The sequence below is a fragment of the Plantactinospora sp. GCM10030261 genome (assembly GCF_042666615.1).
GTDB lineage: Bacteria > Actinomycetota > Actinomycetes > Mycobacteriales > Micromonosporaceae > KBS50.
This window is the reverse complement of record NZ_JBHTDD010000051.1, coordinates 1-15,244: the sequence shown is the minus strand read 5'-3', so window position 1 is coordinate 15,244 and position 15,244 is coordinate 1. Positions and strand designations below refer to the sequence as shown.

General features: G+C 73.3%; 14 protein-coding genes and 2 pseudogenes. 5 read left to right on the top strand and 11 right to left on the bottom strand.

Annotated elements, in window-relative coordinates:
• Positions 1-261 precede the first annotated feature (261 nt).
• The 9 genes and pseudogenes from ACFQUZ_RS31830 to ACFQUZ_RS31790 form a co-directional block, all read right to left on the bottom strand.
• A pseudogene (locus ACFQUZ_RS31830) lies at positions 262-567 on the bottom strand (antibiotic biosynthesis monooxygenase family protein); the annotation flags it as partial.
• 2 nt (positions 568-569) lie between these two features.
• Positions 570-1,844: a beta-ketoacyl synthase N-terminal-like domain-containing protein gene (locus tag ACFQUZ_RS31825; protein WP_377448917.1), complete on the bottom strand. Its 1,275-nt coding sequence runs from the start codon at positions 1,842-1,844 to the stop codon at positions 570-572.
• Positions 1,841-3,112: a beta-ketoacyl-[acyl-carrier-protein] synthase family protein gene (locus ACFQUZ_RS31820; protein WP_377448915.1), complete on the bottom strand. Its 1,272-nt coding sequence runs from the start codon at positions 3,110-3,112 to the stop codon at positions 1,841-1,843. The genes ACFQUZ_RS31825 and ACFQUZ_RS31820 overlap by 4 nt, the downstream gene beginning before the upstream one ends.
• Positions 3,109-3,546: a cupin domain-containing protein gene (locus ACFQUZ_RS31815; protein WP_377448913.1), complete on the bottom strand. Its 438-nt coding sequence runs from the start codon at positions 3,544-3,546 to the stop codon at positions 3,109-3,111. The genes ACFQUZ_RS31820 and ACFQUZ_RS31815 overlap by 4 nt, the downstream gene beginning before the upstream one ends.
• Positions 3,539-4,363, bottom strand: coding sequence for an SRPBCC family protein (locus tag ACFQUZ_RS31810; protein WP_377448911.1), 825 nt, complete (start codon positions 4,361-4,363; stop codon positions 3,539-3,541). Before ACFQUZ_RS31810 ends, ACFQUZ_RS31815 begins: the two co-directional genes overlap by 8 nt.
• The gene (locus ACFQUZ_RS31805; protein ID WP_377448909.1) at positions 4,363-5,766 is read right to left on the bottom strand and encodes an acetyl/propionyl/methylcrotonyl-CoA carboxylase subunit alpha; all 1,404 of its coding nucleotides are present in this window, start codon (positions 5,764-5,766) and stop codon (positions 4,363-4,365) included. The genes ACFQUZ_RS31810 and ACFQUZ_RS31805 overlap by 1 nt, the downstream gene beginning before the upstream one ends.
• Positions 5,767-5,775: 9 nt before the next feature.
• A complete protein-coding gene (locus ACFQUZ_RS31800) occupies positions 5,776-6,339 on the bottom strand; it encodes an acetyl-CoA carboxylase biotin carboxyl carrier protein (RefSeq protein ID WP_377448907.1) in 564 nt (187 codons plus the stop codon).
• Positions 6,336-8,036: an acetyl-CoA carboxylase carboxyl transferase subunit alpha gene (accA, locus tag ACFQUZ_RS31795; RefSeq protein ID WP_377448905.1), complete on the bottom strand. Its 1,701-nt coding sequence runs from the start codon at positions 8,034-8,036 to the stop codon at positions 6,336-6,338. The genes ACFQUZ_RS31800 and accA overlap by 4 nt, the downstream gene beginning before the upstream one ends.
• Positions 8,033-8,368: a TcmI family type II polyketide cyclase gene (locus tag ACFQUZ_RS31790; protein ID WP_377448903.1), complete on the bottom strand. Its 336-nt coding sequence runs from the start codon at positions 8,366-8,368 to the stop codon at positions 8,033-8,035. The genes accA and ACFQUZ_RS31790 overlap by 4 nt, the downstream gene beginning before the upstream one ends.
• 405 nt (positions 8,369-8,773) lie before the next feature.
• Between ACFQUZ_RS31790 and ACFQUZ_RS31785 the strand changes: the two genes are divergently transcribed.
• From ACFQUZ_RS31785 to ACFQUZ_RS31775, 3 genes and pseudogenes are all read left to right on the top strand, one after another.
• Positions 8,774-9,520 carry a BTAD domain-containing putative transcriptional regulator gene (locus tag ACFQUZ_RS31785; RefSeq protein WP_377448929.1) on the top strand — a complete coding sequence of 249 codons (747 nt, stop codon included), beginning with the start codon at positions 8,774-8,776 and terminating at the stop codon, positions 9,518-9,520.
• 166 nt (positions 9,521-9,686) lie between these two features.
• A complete protein-coding gene (locus ACFQUZ_RS31780; RefSeq protein ID WP_377448902.1) occupies positions 9,687-10,022 on the top strand; it encodes a TcmI family type II polyketide cyclase in 336 nt (111 codons plus the stop codon).
• A gap of 4 nt (positions 10,023-10,026) precedes the next feature.
• Positions 10,027-11,370, top strand: a pseudogene (locus tag ACFQUZ_RS31775) (FAD-dependent oxidoreductase); the annotation flags it as partial.
• Between the two features lie 105 nt (positions 11,371-11,475).
• Here ACFQUZ_RS31775 and ACFQUZ_RS31770 read toward each other — a convergent pair.
• The gene (locus ACFQUZ_RS31770; protein WP_377448900.1) at positions 11,476-11,958 is read right to left on the bottom strand and encodes a GNAT family N-acetyltransferase; all 483 of its coding nucleotides are present in this window, start codon (positions 11,956-11,958) and stop codon (positions 11,476-11,478) included.
• Between the two features lie 97 nt (positions 11,959-12,055).
• On the opposite strand from ACFQUZ_RS31770, the gene ACFQUZ_RS31765 reads away from it, so the two are divergent.
• Positions 12,056-13,501, top strand: coding sequence for an MFS transporter (locus ACFQUZ_RS31765; protein ID WP_377448898.1), 1,446 nt, complete (start codon positions 12,056-12,058; stop codon positions 13,499-13,501).
• A gap of 50 nt (positions 13,502-13,551) precedes the next feature.
• On the opposite strand, the gene ACFQUZ_RS31760 is transcribed toward ACFQUZ_RS31765, so the two are convergent.
• A complete protein-coding gene (locus tag ACFQUZ_RS31760) occupies positions 13,552-13,968 on the bottom strand; it encodes a CBS domain-containing protein (RefSeq protein WP_377448896.1) in 417 nt (138 codons plus the stop codon).
• 167 nt (positions 13,969-14,135) lie between these two features.
• On the opposite strand from ACFQUZ_RS31760, the gene ACFQUZ_RS31755 reads away from it, so the two are divergent.
• Positions 14,136-15,146 carry a hypothetical protein gene (locus tag ACFQUZ_RS31755; RefSeq protein ID WP_377448894.1) on the top strand — a complete coding sequence of 337 codons (1,011 nt, stop codon included), beginning with the start codon at positions 14,136-14,138 and terminating at the stop codon, positions 15,144-15,146.
• Positions 15,147-15,244 lie beyond the last annotated feature (98 nt).

Below are 15,244 nucleotides of genomic sequence, written 5' to 3'. Positions count from 1 at the left end.
GCTTGACCGGCGCAGCGCGGCTTGACCGGCGCAGCGCGGCTTGACCGGCGCAGCGCGGCTTGACCGGCGCAGCGCGGCTTGACCGGCGCAGCGCGGCTTGACCGGCGCAGCGCGGCCTTGCTACGCCGGCACGGGCGGCTCCGCCGGCACGGACCGCGGCTCCACCGGCACGGACCCGGGCTCAACCGGGACCGGGACCGGGACCGGCCGATCATCCGCCGCGGGCGGCGGGACGTCGACCGGGACCGGTCTGCGGGACCGGGTCTCCGCCTGGATGACGAACCGCGTCGACCGGGCGTCGGTCATGCAGGCGCGCATCGGCGCGATCAGCGCCCGGTGCCCGGTACTGCGTTCCCACGCCTCGAAGTGGGCAAGCGACACCCACTCGCTCGTGATCATCCACTGTTCCGGATCGGTGGCCGAGGCGCAGACCTGATCCACCAGGTGCCCGGGAACGCCACCGGCCACCCGGTGCCGCACCGCCTCGTACGCCCGCAGGAACTCCTCGGTCCGGTGCCGCGGCACCCGGAACATGAAGACCACCCGGGCCCGCCCGTCAGTCGCCATTGTCAGCCTCCGTAACCTCTCAGCAGCACGGCGCTGTTGAATCCGTCGAAGCCGCGCGCGCAGACCAGCGCCGTAGTGGCCCGCGGTCGCCGTGGCTCACGGACGAAGTCGAGTTCGCAGCCGGGCGCCGGCCGGTCCAGCCCGACGGTGGCCGGCAGCATGTCGTGCCGCAACGCCAGCAACGCGGTCGCCACGTCCAGCGCCGCCCCGCCCTGGTGCGCCCGCCCGGTCAGCGGCTTGCTGGTGGTCACCGGCGGCGTGGTCGGCCCGAAGACGCCGCGCAGCGCCCGGGCCTCCGCGCGGTCGTGACCGCGCACCCCGAGCGCGTCGGGTACGACAAGGCCCACCTCGTCGGGGCGTACCCCCGCCCGGCGCAGTGCCAGGTCCATCGCCCGCGCGTAGTGCGCGGCGGTGCCGGCGCCCTCGATGTCGGTGTGCCGGGCGTCATGGCTGGCCCCCCAGCCTGCCACCTCGCCGTAGATCACCGGCGCACCCCGCTCGCGGGCGTGCGCCAGGTCCTCCACAACGAATACCGCGCCACCCTCGGCCGGCACGTACCCGCCGGCGTCGGCGTCGAACGGCCGGTAGGCCCGCGCCGGGTCGTCCGCCGTGCTAACCAGGCCGCCACGCAGCTGGCAGGTCAGCGCGTACGGGCTGAGCGGGCATTCGGTGCCGCCGGCGAGCACCACGGGGGTGCCGCGCCGGATCAGCCGGGCCGCGTGCGCGAGGCTGTCCAGGCCGCCAGCGGCCTCGGTGGTGAGCACCCCGCACGGGCCCTTGAACTGGTGGGCGATGGACACCTGGCCGACCGTGGCGGCATAGAACCAGGCGATCGACTGATATGCCCCCACCGTGCGGCTCGGTTGGCTCCACAGCCGCTGCAACTCCTTCTGACCGAACAGGTTTCCCCCCGACGAACTGGCAAGCGTCACCGCGTACGCGTACGGGTCCGCCGGCGGATCGGTGAGGCCGGCGTCGGCAAGCGCCAGCCGGGTGGCCGCGAACCCGAGCTGGGTCCACCGGTCGGTCTGCACCGCCTGCCGGGTGTCGGCCCAGGCCAGCGGGTCGAAGTCGGGCACCTCCCCGGCCAGGGTCACCGGGTAGGGGCTGGGGTCGAACAGCGTGATCCGGCCGATCGCCGACTCCCCGGCCAGCACCCGTTTCCAGTGCGCGTCCGTGCCCACCCCGGTCGGCGCCACCACGCCGACACCGGTGATCACCGCCCGCCCGGTGCCCGCACCGGACGGTCCACCGGACGCCGCCGCCCGGCCGGTCACCGGTCCACCGCCGTAAGCCGCCGGAACACCAGGGCGGACTGGAACCCACCGAAACCGCTGCCCACCGACAGCGCCACATCGACGGGCACCTCGCGCGCGACGTTCGGTACGTAGTCCAGATCGCATTCGGGATCGCGGGTGGCCCAGTTCGCGGTGGGTGGCACCACGCCCGTCTCGATGGCCAGCGCGCAGGCCGCCATCTCGATCGACCCGATGGCGCCGAGCGAGTGGCCGACCATCGACTTGATCGAGCTGATCGGCACCCCGTGGGCGGCGACGCCGAGGGACCGCTTGAACGCGGCCGTCTCGTGCCGGTCGTTCTGCCGGGTGCCCGAACCGTGCGCGCTGATGTACGACACGTCGGTCGGGTTCAGCCGCGCCTGGTCCAGCGCGTCGGTGATGGCCAGCGCCATCTCCGCGCCGTCCGGCCGCAGGCCCGTCATGTGGTAGCCGTTGCTGCGGTTGGCGTAACCGACCACCTCGCACCAGATTCGCGCGCCACGCCGCCGGGCGTGCGTCAGCTCCTCCAGGACCAGCACGGCCGCCCCCTCGGCCAGCACGAACCCGGCCCGGTCGCGGTCGAACGGGCGGGAGGCGCGGGCCGGGTAGTCGTTGGCCGCCGTGGTGGCCCGGATCGCGTCGAACGAGGCCACGGTCACCGGTGAGATGGGGCTGTCCGAGGCGCCGGCCAGCACCAGGTCGGCCTCGTCGTCGACGATGAGCTGGTGGGCGTACCCGATGGCGTCGATGCCGGACGTGCAGCCGGTGGAGACCACCTGGGCGGGGCCGTGCAGCCGGTGCCGGCAGGCCACGTCGGCGGCCAGGCTGCTCGGCATCAGTGCCTGGTAGAGGTACGGCCCGGTGCGCGCCGGGTCGACCAGCCAGTGCGCACCGGAGTCGCTCGCCGCCACGTACTCGCGTTCGAGGGCCATCGTGCCGCCGACGGCCGAGCCGAGGACGACGCCGGCCCGTTCGGGTGACGAGGCGTCCGGTGTCCATCCGCTGTCGGCCATCGCTTCCACCGAGGCGGCCAGCGCGAACTGGACGTACCGGTCGGCCCGCTGACGTTCCTGCTCGGTGAGACCGGCGGCGACCGGGTCGAAGTCGCACTCGGCGGCGATCTGCGAGCGGAACGGGGCCGGGTCGAAGAAGGTGATCCGGCGGGTCGCCGTGCGTCCCGCGGTCAGGGTGGCCCAGAACTCGTCACGGGTCGCCCCGCCGGGCGCGACCACGCCGACCCCGGTCACCACCGTCCGCCGCTCGGTCATGACGGTGGCCCGCCCGGACCGCCCGGAGGCGGACCCGCCGGCGCCGGCACCGGGCCGGCCTCCGTGTCCACGTGGCCGAGTTCCGGGCGTGGGGCGAGCGGCCCGAGGTGGAACACCACCTCGGCGGTCGTGTCGGCGGTGTTGCGCAGCCGGTGCCGGGCGTAGACCGGAACGTAGAGCGCCTCCCCCGCTGCCAGCGGTGTCGGCACGTCGTCCAGGTCGACAACGATCTCCCCGCGCGCCACGTACAGGAACTCCTCGCTGTACGGGTGGTAGTGCTCGGCGATCCGCTCCCCCGGCTCCAGCGTCGCCACCCCCATGAATCCGGAGGTGCTGCCGACGGTCCGCGGGCCGAGCAGCACCCGTAGTTCGGCGCCGCGCCGCCGGTCGGCCGGTACGTCGCGGGCGGCGACCACGCCGGGCCGGTCACTCATCGCCGACCCCGGTGGTCGTCGGGACCGCCCGCTGCCGGGCGATCCGCTCCACCCGCTCGCGGATGATGTCCATCTGGACGCGGGAGTTCGTGTTGATCCGGTCCGTCATCCCCGCGTCGTCGATCGGCGCGTCGGGTCGCATCGCGAAATCCTGCACCCAGATCATCCGGGTTCCGTCGGGTACCTCGTCGTAGTGCCACCGGATCCGCATGTACTCGAACGGTCCGGTCTCCACCCGGTGCGCCCGCACCTCGCGGCGGTCCCGGTCGGCGGTGCGTTCGCTGACCCAGCTCCAGACCCGGCCGTTCTCGTCCGGCACCATCGTCAACCGGAACAGCACGGTGCCGCCGGTGCGCCGCAGCACCTCGACCGCGGCGTACTCGGTGAACAGGTTCGGCCAGGTGGTCACGTCGTTTGTCAGTTCCCAGACCAGGTCCAGCGGGGCCGCGATGACGACGGAGTTCTCGGTGTGACCGGCGGCGTCCGCCGCACCGGCCGCCGGCTCCGCCGCACCGGCCGCCGGTTCCGCCGCGCGGGGCGCCGGCGCCGGGGGCGTGCCGACGTCGGCCTGCCGGTCCACCAGCTCCGCGACCTCGTCGACGCTGAGCAGCCCGGACTCCTCGGGCAGCTGGACGCCGTACCGATCGGCCACCACCGCCCGCAGTTCGAGCAGGGCGAGCGAGTCCATGCCCAACTCGGCCAGGGACGCGTCCGGGGTGGCCGCCGCGGCGGCCGGGTCGAGGCCGCAGTGGCGGACCAGGATGGCGGTTATCTCGGTGCGGGTCGCCTGCCCCCGCTCGGTGTCATGCAGGGTCATCAGCTTCTCCTCAAGGGTTTCGCGGCGTCGGACTCGACCGGGCTGCCGGCGGATGTGGCGGCGGTCAACCGGTCGACAAGCGTGGTCGAGTACCGTCCCTTGCGGAAGGCCGCGTCGTCGAGGATCCGCCGCAGGAACGGGATGGTGGTGCGGACGCCCGGGCCGGCGACGTCGAACTCGCCGAGCGCCCGGTCCATCCGGTCCAGCGCCAGGTCCCGCTCCGGTGCCCAGGTGACCACCTTGGCCAGCAGTGAGTCGTAGTACGGCCCGACCCGGTAGCCCGGGTAGCCGTGCGTGTCGACCCGGGTGAACGGTCCACCGGGCGGCACGAACCGGTCCAACCGGCCGGGGGCGGGGGCGAAGTCGCGCTCCGGATCCTCCACGTTGACCCGGCACTCGATCGCCACTCCGTGCAGCCGGACCTCGGCCTGGGTGAACCGCAGCGCGCCGGCACTGGCCAGGTGCAGCTGCTCGTGCACCAGGTCGATACCGCTGATCATCTCGGTGACCGGGTGTTCCACCTGGATCCGGCAGTTGGCCTCGATGAAGTGGAACCGTTCCGACTCGTCGACGAGGAACTCGAAGGTGCCGACGCCGGTGTAGCCGGCGGCCAGCGCGCCGCGCAGCGCCGCGGCACCCAGCGCCGCCAGGGTGCCGGCCGACAACGCGGGCGCCGGTCCCTCCTCCACGAGCTTCTGGTGGCGCCGCTGCACCGAGCAGTCCCGGGTTCCGAGGTGGACGCCGTGGCCGTACCCGTCGCAGAGCACCTGTACCTCGACGTGCCGCGCCTGGGTGAGATACCGCTCCAGGTACACCCGGTCATCGCCGAAGAGACCGTGCGCGGCGGCGCGGGTCCGGGTGTACGCCCCGGCCAGCTCAGCCGCCGACCTGGCGATGGCCATGCCGCGGCCACCGCCGCCGGCCGTGCACTTGACGATCACCGGGTAACCGACCTCGGCAGCCGCGGCTCGGGCGTGGGCCACGCTTGTCAACGCCTCGGCGCTGCCGGCCGGCACCGGCAGGCCGGCCGACGCCATCAGCGCGCGGGCCCGCGCCTTGTCCCCGAACGACCGCACCACCTCCGGGGCGGGACCGACGAAGACCAGGCCGTTGTCCGCGCAGATCTCCGCGAAGTCGGCGTCCTCGGCGAGGAAGCCGTAGCCCGGGTGGACCGCCTCGGCGCCGGTCTGGCGGGCCGCCTCGACGATCGCGGCCGCGTTCAGGTAGCTGTGCCGGGCAGCCGGCGGCCCGATCCGGACCGCCTCGTCCGCGAGCCGCACCACCGCGTCGTCGGCGTCCGCGGTGGAGTACACAGCCACGGTACGGATGCCCAGCTCACGGCAGGCGCGGGCGATCCGTACGGCGATCTCACCGCGATTGGCTATCAGCAGTTTCTCGAACATCGCCCCGACCTATACCGGCGCCAAGGTGATCAACGGCTGTCCGAACTCGACCGGTTGACCGTCGGCCGCCAGCAGGTCGGCCACCCGGCCAGACTGGCCGGCGACGATCTCGTTCATCAGCTTCATCGCCTCGACGATGCCGATCACCCGGTCGGGTTCGACCACGTCACCGACGTCGACGAACGGCGGCGCCCCCGGCTCCGGGCATCGGTAGAAGGTCCCGACCATCGGCGACACCACGGTCCGCGGCCGGTGGCCGGTGGCGCTGTCACCGGGGGTCGGCGGGTCCGACGCCACCTCCGACCCGGCCGGATGTCCGTCGCCGCCCGGATCCGGCGCCGCCCGCCCGTGCCACTCGACCTCCAGCACGGCGTCGCCCCGCCGCACGTAGATCCGGCGCAGGGGTCCGGCCACCTCGGCCACCAGGTGCCGGGCCTGCTCGCGAAGCTCGGTCAGCACCTCCTCGCCCGCCGCCGGCACCCGATCGTCCACCGGGCCGGCCATGGCTGACGGCACCGGCTCGCTCGCCGCGCCCGTCCTGGCGGACGGCACCGACTCGGCCGCGCCCGTCATGGCCGCACCCCCGGCGCGTACCGGCGGAACCGCCGGACCCGGTGTCGGACCAGTTCCCCGGCTGGCTGGTGGAGCAGCGGGCGCAGGGCCCCCAGCAATGCCGTGCGCAGCAGGTCGGCGGCGCCCTCCGGCTCGTCGTGCGCGCCCGTCGGTGGCTCCGGGACCACGTCGTCGACCACACCGAGGTGGACCAGGTCCGCGGCGGTGAGGCGGAGCGCCTCGGCGGCCCGGGGCGCGGCGGACCGGTCCGCCCACAGGATCGCGGCGCAACCCTCGGGGCTGATCACGGAATAGATCGCGTGCCGCAGCATGAGCACCCGGTCGGCCACCGCGAGGGCGAGGGCACCGCCGCTGCCGCCCTCCCCGGTGATCACCGCTACGACCGGGGTACGCAGGCCGCTCATCGTCCGGATGCTCTCGGCGATCGCGGCGGCCTGGCCCTGCCGCTCGGCGGCCACCCCCGGGTCGGCCCCGGGCGTGTCGATGAGCGTCACCACCGGAAGACCCAGTCGCGCGGCCAACCGCATGACCCGGTTGGCCTTGCGGTATCCGGCCGGACTGGCCATGCCGAAGTTCCGGGCGAGCAACTGCGCCGTGTCGTGGCCCTTCTGGTGCCCGACGACCGCCACCCGGAGCGGTCCCAGGCGGGCCAGGCCGGCCACCACGGCTGGGCAGTCGGCGCCGGCCCGGTCGCCGTGCAACTCGACGAAGCCGTCGAACGCCGTACCCAGGTAGTCCAATGTGGTTGGTCGGCGGATGTCGCGGGCGGTGCGCACCGTGCGCCAGGCGCCGCCGTCGGGACCGGCGGCGTGGCGGTCCTCGGCCACCGTCGGTTCGGGGAGCGCCCCGGCCGGCGGCGCTTCGACACCGGCGGGCGCCGTGGCTGGATCGGGGGCCGGAGCGGCCACGGCTAGCAGGGCGCGCAGCACGGAGCGGATCTGGCGGCGCTCCACCACCATGTCCACCTGGCCGTGGCGGAGCAGGAACTCCGCGGTCTGGAAGCCGGGGGGCAACTCCTGCCCGAGCGTCTGCCGGATCACCCGGGGCCCGGCGAAGCCCATCCGGGCGCCGCTCTCCGCGATGATCACATCGGCGGTGGTGGCGAACGAGGCGGCCACCCCACCGTACGTCGGGTCGGTGACGACGCTGACAGTGAGCAGCCCGGCGTCCTGCACCGCGGCGAGCGCCTGGACCGTGGTCGCCATCTGCATGAGCGACAGGGCGCCCTCCTGCATCCGGGCTCCGCCGGACGCGGTGACCAGCACCAACGGCCACCGCCGGCGCAACGCCACATCGGCGGCGGCGACGATCGCCGCGCCCGCCGCCGTCCCCAGGCTGCCCCCGAGGAACCGGAAGTCCATCACGGCCAGGACGAGAGGGTGCCCGGCGACACTCGCCTCCACGCAGCACACCGCCTCGGCCAGGCCGGTCGCGGCCCGCGAGGCCACCAGCCGCCGCGGATAGGGCAGGTGGTCGACGAAATCGAGCGGGTCGACCCCGACCACCGGATCCGGCAGCGTGACCACACTGCCCGGATCGGCGAGTTGCTCGACGCGCTCCGGCGCGGTCAGCCGCCGGTGGTCGCCGCACTCCGGGCACACGTCGAGGTTGCGCCGCAGCCGCTTGCGGTACAGCAGGGCAGCGCAGGAGACGCAGCGTACCCAGGATGGTCGGGCGACGGCCCTGGGCGCGGTCATGCGGCCCGTCCGGATGGCGCGTCCCAGCGGTAGAAGCACTCGGCCAGGGCGTCCCGGGGGGACTGCCAGGTCGGCAGGTACGGCGAGATGAAGGGGCGCAGCCGCTCACTCACCCGGACGAACTCGGGGTGCTCGCGGACCCGGGACAGCGTCTCTCCGCCGGGCCTACGGGTCTCCAGCAGGTGCAGGTAGAGGTCGTCGAGCCGGTAGAGGGAACGGTGTCGGACATCCGCCACCTCCGGCAGGTCCGTGGCGTCGGACTCGGCGAATATCGCGGCGACCCGCGCCTCGGCGTCCGGCGCGATCCTCGCGATGATGAGTGCGCGTTCCATGTGTCCCCCGGTGCTGACTGGCCGGTACCGGCGCCGGTGGCCGACTCGTTTGGCGCTCCCGGGACAGCGTCCGGCCCGACCTGTCACGGCGGTGTCACAGCCGGCTCACAGACTTCCGCGCGCGGTGACGCCCTGTTGACGACCAACCTCGGACGCTTCTTGCCAGTTCAGCCCCCATTACGCGGGTCACGCAGGCACCCGTACGCCGCGACGGTCGGTCGGGAGATTGACGCTCCGTTGACGGCCGGTAGTCGAATTGCTTATCATTCGTCCGCGTTTAGGGTTTTCGCCGTCGATGTCCGCGGCATCCGAGACACCGGCGTCCCGGATGGACCAGGGCCCGCCAGTAGGAGCCACGACCGGTTCGGTGCGGGAGGTTCAGCCGTGACCGCTGGGAACAACACACTGATCGGCGGGCCGGGACCGGACCTCGGCCCGCCCGCCGCCGACACCGTCCGGTTGATGCTGCTCGGCGGGTTCCGGCTGATGCACGACGACCGGCCGATCCAGGTCCCGCGCGGGCTGCAACGCATCCTCGCGCTTGTCGGTCTCCGCCCGGGCGCCACCCGGGCGCAGGTCGCGGGTCTGCTCTGGCCGGACGCCCCCGAGGAACGCGCCTTCTCGTCGCTCCGTACCGCGCTGTGGCGGGTCCGGCAGGAGGGTTGCTGCCCGATCCTCACCACCGGTGACACGATCCGCCTCGGCTCCGACGTACGGGTGGACGTCGACGAGCTGATCAGCGTGACCAGCTCGGTCGGCTCGGGGGCGGATCCGCGGGCGGCCACCGCCTTCGACACCGGGCGGCAGGACCTCCTGCCCGGCTGGTACGACGACTGGGTGTTGCTGGAGCGGGAGCGGCTGCGCCAGCTGCGGCTGCATCTGCTGGAGGAGACCGCCCGCGCCCACCTGCGGGCCGGCGAACACGGCGCGGCCCTGCAGGCCGCCCTCGCCGCGTTGGCCGCGGAGCCGCTGCGCGAGACGCCACACCGGCTGATCGTCGAGACGCACCTGGCCGAGGGCAACGCGTACGAGGCGCTGCACGCCTTCTACGTCTACCGCGACCTGCTGCGCCGCGAGCTGCAACTGGAACCGTCGGCGACGATGCAGGCCCTGCTCGACGACGTCCTCGCCCCGCTGCGCACGTCGGGTTGATCAAGAGGTCCGCGTCAGATTCTCGCGTGAAACCGACGCGAACCTCTTGATCAACCCCGCTGGGCGCAGCGGCAACCGGCGGCCAGGCCCGGTGACGGTGGCGTGACGCGGCGGCCGGCAGGGTGCCACCGGGGCCCGTCCTGCCCCGGACCGAGAGGGGTGCGTGATGGAGCGGATCGTGGTCGTCAGCAAGCTGCTGCCGGACAGTGAGCGCGAACTCGGCGGCATCTTCGCCAAGGCGGACGCCACGGACCTGCCCGAGATCACCGGCGTGCGACACCGCTCGCTCTACCAGCTGGGCGACCTGTTCGTGCACCTGATGGAGACGGATGCGTTCGATCCGGCCCGGATGGCGGCGGCCCGCGCCCATCCGAGCTTCCGGGAGGTGGAGGCCGCACTCACCCGGTGCACCTCCCCCTACCTGCCGACGTGGCAGTCACCGAAGGACGCGATGGCCAGCCGCTTCTACCGCTGGGACGCGCCCGGCGGAACGCGGGGTTGACCCGATGACCGACTCACCGCACGTCATGATCATTGGCGCCGGCACCGGGGGCATGTGCCTGGCCCACGGGCTGCGCCGGGCCGGGATCCGGGTCAACGTGTACGAGCGGGACCGCGCCCGCACCGATGGACTGCTCGGCTACCGGGTCGGCATCGGCCCGACCGGGAGCCGCGCGCTGCGCGAGTGCCTGCCGCCGGAGCTCTACCAGACGTTCGAGGCCACCTGCGCCCGGTCCCCGCGGTACTTCAACGTCCTCACCGAACGGCTGCGGACCACCGCGTCGTTCCCCATGCGTCCCGAGTCCGACGGCGTCGCCGAACGTTCGGTGTCCCGGATGACCCTGCGACAGGTCCTGCTGACCGGCATGGCGGACGTGGTCCATTTCGACAAGGCCTGCGTTGGCTACGAGCAGCACCCCGACGGCACGGTCACCGCCGCCTTCGCCGACGGCACCTCGGCCACCGCCGACCTGCTGGTCGCCGCCGACGGAACCCATTCCGCGGTACGCCGCCAGTACCTGCCCCACGCCCGGGTACGCCCGGCTGGCAGCATCAACATCGCTACCCGGATACCGCTCGACGACCGGGTCAGGTCCCTGCTGCCGGAGCACGTCCGCGCCGGCATCTCGCTGATCTTCGGCGCGGGTGGGGTGATGGGCGTGCTGCACGTCATGGAGTTCAACTGGGCTCCCGACGGCACCATCCGCCCCGGCGTCGACCCGGCCCACGCCGCCGTCCTGCGGGACTGGACCGGACTGGCGTACGACAGCACGCGCGACTGCGTCAACTTCATCCTCTGGACCACGGCCCGCCGTTTCCCCGATGACGTGATGCGACGCCGCGGCGCGGACCTGCAACGCATCGCCCTCGGTCTGACCCCGCACTGGCACCCCAACCTGCGGGAGCTGCTGCACCGGGCGGACCCCGAGAGCTGCCTGCCGGTAAATGTGTCCACCTCGGAACCGGTCCCGCCCTGGCCGAGCAGCACGGTGACCCTGCTGGGCGACGCGATCCACACGATGACCCCGGGGCGGGGGGTGGGCGCCAACACCGCCCTCCGCGACGCGGCACTGCTCCGCCGCCACCTCACGGCCGCCGCTCGCGGCGAGAAATCCCTGCTCACAGCGGTCGCGGACTATGAGGCCGAGATGATCCCGTACGGCTTCGCCCGGGTCGCGGAATCGCTGCGTAACAACGGGACCAACGGCGACGACCCGCTGTACCGGCCGATCCGGGGCCGGCTCGCGTTGCTCGGCGCGCGGAGCTTCTTCGGCGTCACCAGCCGGGTGCCGCCGCTGCGCCGGAAGTTCATCGACACCATGTACCACTCGCGCGGCGGCCTGGACGACGTCGATGCCGAGGTGCCGGCCCAGGCGGCGCGGGATACCCAGACCGCCGGTCGGGAGGCGCGGACGGCCGGACCCGAACGGCGGACCGGTGCCTCCTGACCGGTGTCAGAGTCGCAGTTCGAGGGTCAGTTCGTCGCGCAGCGGGATGCCGTACTCGCCGATCCGCGGAATGCTGGGTTTGAGCCGCCGGGCCGTGTCCACGCCGCCCGGCGTCACGCCGACGATGCGCAGGCCGCGCCGTTGATAGAAGCGCAGCGCGTTGAGGTTGTCGTTCGTGGTGACCAGCCAGAGCCTGGTCACGCCGGACGCGCGGGCCAGCTCGGCGGCCGCGGCGAGCAGGGCGGTGCCAACGCCGGCTCGGGGCCGGGTGGCGTCGATCGTGACCACCTCCAGGCCGTCGTCGGTCACCTCGTAGGTGAGCAGGCCCACCAGCCGATCGTCGCGCAGCGCCAGCAACGCCGGGAGTTCCGCCGCGTCGTACGCCCGGCCGTGCGCCACCACGATCGTCCCGCCCCACGAGTCGGCGAGCGTCCGGACGATGACGTCCCGATCATCGCCCGTGCCGGTGCGGACCACCAGTTCGGTCACTCGTGGATTGTCCCCGCGCCCGTGACCGTACGGATGACCGGGGTGGTTTCCCGGTGCGACGCGACCGAGCCTGACGGGCCGCTGGAGGGACACCCGGATGCGTAACTGGTGGCCGCTCGTCGCGGTCTGTCTCGGCGCGTTCATGTTGCTCGTGGACGTGACAATCGTGGTCGTCGCGTTGCCCGTCCTCGGACCGGACCTGGGGGCCTCGTTCACCGACCTGCAGTGGGTGGTGGACGCGTACGCGGTGGCCCTGGCCGCACTGCTGATGGTCACCGGCACGCTCGCCGACCGGTTCGGGCGGCGGCGCGCCTACCTGGCCGGCCTGACGGTGTTCGCGATGGCGTCGCTGGCCTGCGGACTGGCTCCGAACGCCGCCGTGCTCAACGCGGCCCGGGTGGTGCAGGGCGTCGGGGCGGCGGCGATGTTCGCCAGCACCATGGCCCTGCTCCAGCTCGCCTACCGGGGTCGGGACCGGGCGATCGCCTTCGGAGTGTGGGGTGCCGTGACCGGTGCCGCCGCCGCGACCGGTCCCATCCTCGGCGGCCTGCTCACCGAGCACCTGAGCTGGCGGGCCATCTTCCTGGTGAACCTGCCGATCAGTGTCGCGGCGGCCGTGCTGGCCGTGGGCGTCCTCGCCGAGTCGCGGGATCCCGCAGCCCGGCGGATCGACGTGCCGGGGGCGGTCGGCTTCACCGCCGGGGCGGCCACCCTCACCTACGGCCTGATCCGGGCGGGCACGCACGGCTGGACGGCGACCGGCACGCTCGCCTGGTTCGCCGCGGCGGCGGTGGCGCTGGCCGCCTTCGTGGTGGTGGAGCGGCGTCGTCGGCATCCGATGCTGGACCTGGGTCTGTTGCGCCGCGCCTCGTTCGTGGGGGTGCTGGTCGCCGCGGCGCTGGTCTCGGCGGCGGCGTTCGGCTACACGGTCTACACGTCGCTGTGGTTGCAGACCACTCTCGACCTCGGCGCGGTCGGGGCGGGATTGGCGTTGCTGCCGATGAGCGGCGCCGCGTTCGTCACCTCGGCGGTGACGGCCCGCCGACTGGTGGGGGCCGACCCCCGGCTGACCGTCTGCGTCGGCCTGGTCCTGGTCGGCGTGGGGGCGCTGACCCAGAGTCCCCTGTCGGCGGGGTCGTCGTGGCCGAGCGTGCTGCCCGGTCTGCTGCTCGCGGGCGTCGGGGTGGGCGTCATCCTGCCCAACCTGAGCGCGGCCGCGATGGCCGCCGCGCCGGTCGAACGCAGTGGCATGGCGGCGGCCGCGCTGAACACCGCGCGCCAGCTCGGGTTCGCCCTCGGCGTCGCCGCGCTGGGCACGGTCTTCGCGCACCGCCTGGCGCCGGACCCGCTGACCGACCGCGCGGCTACCGCCGCGGCGCTCAGCGAGGCCCTGCTGGCGGCCGGCTGCGTAGGGCTGGCCGGCGCCGGCGTGGTGGCGCTGCTGATGCGCGGCGGGACGACCCACCCCGGCGCACCGGCACCGCGACACCGGGCGCCGGACGCGCCCGGCCGGTCCGGCCACCCGCTCACCGACGCCCGCTGACGGAGGCGGCGGAGCCTTCCGCCCGGCGCTCGGGTGATTCCGCGCAGTCCTCAGGACTCGGAAATGGCGTCGATCAGGTCACCCACCGGCTTGTCCGGCAGTGCCCGCGCGACGTCGGCCACCGCGACGATGCCCACCAGGTCGTGGCCGTCGATGACGGGCAACCGGCGCACCTGGTGCTGACCCATGGTTCGCAGAACCTCGGCGGCGTCGTCGTCGGCGCCGATTGTCACCGGCTTGCCCTGGGCCAGCTCGCCCGCGGTCACCGTGGCCGGATCCCGGCCCTCGGCCAGCGCCTTGATCACGATATCCCGGTCGGTGAGCATGCCCTTGAGCCGGTTGTCCTGACCACAGATCGGCATCGAACCGACACCGAGGTCGGCCATCTTGCGGGCGGCGTCGCGCAGTGACTCGCCCTCACCCACGCAGGTGACGTCCGGAGTCATGATTTCTCGGGCGGTAGCCATGAAGCTTCCTCCCTCTCGGGTTGTTGGGGGTGGACGGATCGCGTCCGGGTTCTGTCATACCCAGCTCAGGCGGCGCGATTCCGGTCCACGGCGTCTCCCCCGCCCGGGGGAGCGATTCACCCCGGCGCGGGTCCGGACCGGCCTGCCGGTCCGGCAGGGTGGGCGGCATGACGATCCGCCCCACACCACGTTTCGTGGGTTACGCCACCGTGGCCTCGATGCTGCCGTACCTCTCGCTGAAGGTGGCGTGGCTGGCTGGCAGCGACATCGGCGTGGAGGGGCCCAACGTGATGCGCGACGACACGTTCCTGACGGCCAACGCGATCACCGCCGGCATGGAGCTGACCGCCGCGGCGCTCGTGCTGGCCCTGGTCCACCAGTGGGGCAGGCGGCTACCGGCCTGGCTGCTGCTGTTTCCTATGTGGGCGGCCAGTGGACTGCTCGCCCCGGTGATGCTGGCCGCGCCGGTCGCCGGGCTCGTCCAGGCGATCGGCGGTTCCACCGTGACCGCCTCCGCCACCGACGGCAGCGCACCGGTCAGCGACCTACAACCGTGGGTGTACGGGCTGGTGTACACCGGTTTCGCGGTTCAGGGCGCCGGTCTGGCGCTGGCCTTCGCGCTGTACCTGCGGGGCCGCTGGGGCACCGTTCTCGGCACCCGGTTGTCCCACGACGAGTCCGGCGCCACCCACGGCGCGCAGGTGCTGGCGACGGCGGCGGTCGGCGGGCTCACCGCGGTGGTCGTCGTCCTCCACCTGTACTGGGCGCTCGGGGGTGTGGCCGGCCTGCCGAGCGGGTTGCGCGAGGGCCGGCAAGCCACCCAGCAGGTGACCGAGGCGACCTGGGTGCTGCTCGCGTTGGTTGGCGCGCTCGGGCTGGGCGCCCTCGTCGGACGGCGGCCGCGTGGCGCACGGCTGTGGCTGCCGCTCGCGGCGACCTGGGTCGGTGCCGGCGCGATGTTCTGGTGGGGTGCCTACCAGTTGATCACTCTGTTGGCGCCGGGCAGTCCGTTCGAGACGTCCGGGGACGTCGGCGGGTACGCCCTCGGCCTGATGGTGCAGACCGCGGCCGGCATGCTGGCCGCCGTCACGGGGATGTTCCACCTCGCCGAGATCTTCCACCACTCCCCGTCCCCCTCCCCGCCCCTCGCCCCCCGCTCCTGTCTCCCGTCGATCTAGGTGTACTGCCCATGGACGTTGGTGACACGGTCGGATCTTGAAATGGTGAGGACCTCCCGAGTAGGTGTGGAGCTACCACAACAGCCGCACCTGACTCA

What these genes read in the sequence shown, in the direction of transcription:
- ACFQUZ_RS31800 (WP_377448907.1), bottom strand. Translation starts at nt 6,339, where the DNA reads ATGACGGGCGCGGCCGAGTCGGTGCCGTCCGCCAGGACGGGCGCGGCG.
- ACFQUZ_RS31810 (WP_377448911.1), bottom strand. Translation starts at nt 4,363, where the DNA reads ATGACCCTGCATGACACCGAGCGGGGGCAGGCGACCCGCACCGAGATA.
- ACFQUZ_RS31755 (WP_377448894.1), top strand. Translation starts at nt 14,136, where the DNA reads ATGACGATCCGCCCCACACCACGTTTCGTGGGTTACGCCACCGTGGCC.
- ACFQUZ_RS31820 (WP_377448915.1), bottom strand. Translation starts at nt 3,112, where the DNA reads ATGACCGAGCGGCGGACGGTGGTGACCGGGGTCGGCGTGGTCGCGCCC.
- ACFQUZ_RS31760 (WP_377448896.1), bottom strand. Translation starts at nt 13,968, where the DNA reads ATGGCTACCGCCCGAGAAATCATGACTCCGGACGTCACCTGCGTGGGT.
- ACFQUZ_RS31805 (WP_377448909.1), bottom strand. Translation starts at nt 5,766, where the DNA reads ATGTTCGAGAAACTGCTGATAGCCAATCGCGGTGAGATCGCCGTACGG.
- accA (WP_377448905.1), bottom strand. Translation starts at nt 8,036, where the DNA reads ATGACCGCGCCCAGGGCCGTCGCCCGACCATCCTGGGTACGCTGCGTC.
- ACFQUZ_RS31780 (WP_377448902.1), top strand. Translation starts at nt 9,687, where the DNA reads ATGGAGCGGATCGTGGTCGTCAGCAAGCTGCTGCCGGACAGTGAGCGC.
- ACFQUZ_RS31765 (WP_377448898.1), top strand. Translation starts at nt 12,056, where the DNA reads ATGCGTAACTGGTGGCCGCTCGTCGCGGTCTGTCTCGGCGCGTTCATG.
- ACFQUZ_RS31790 (WP_377448903.1), bottom strand. Translation starts at nt 8,368, where the DNA reads ATGGAACGCGCACTCATCATCGCGAGGATCGCGCCGGACGCCGAGGCG.
- ACFQUZ_RS31815 (WP_377448913.1), bottom strand. Translation starts at nt 3,546, where the DNA reads ATGAGTGACCGGCCCGGCGTGGTCGCCGCCCGCGACGTACCGGCCGAC.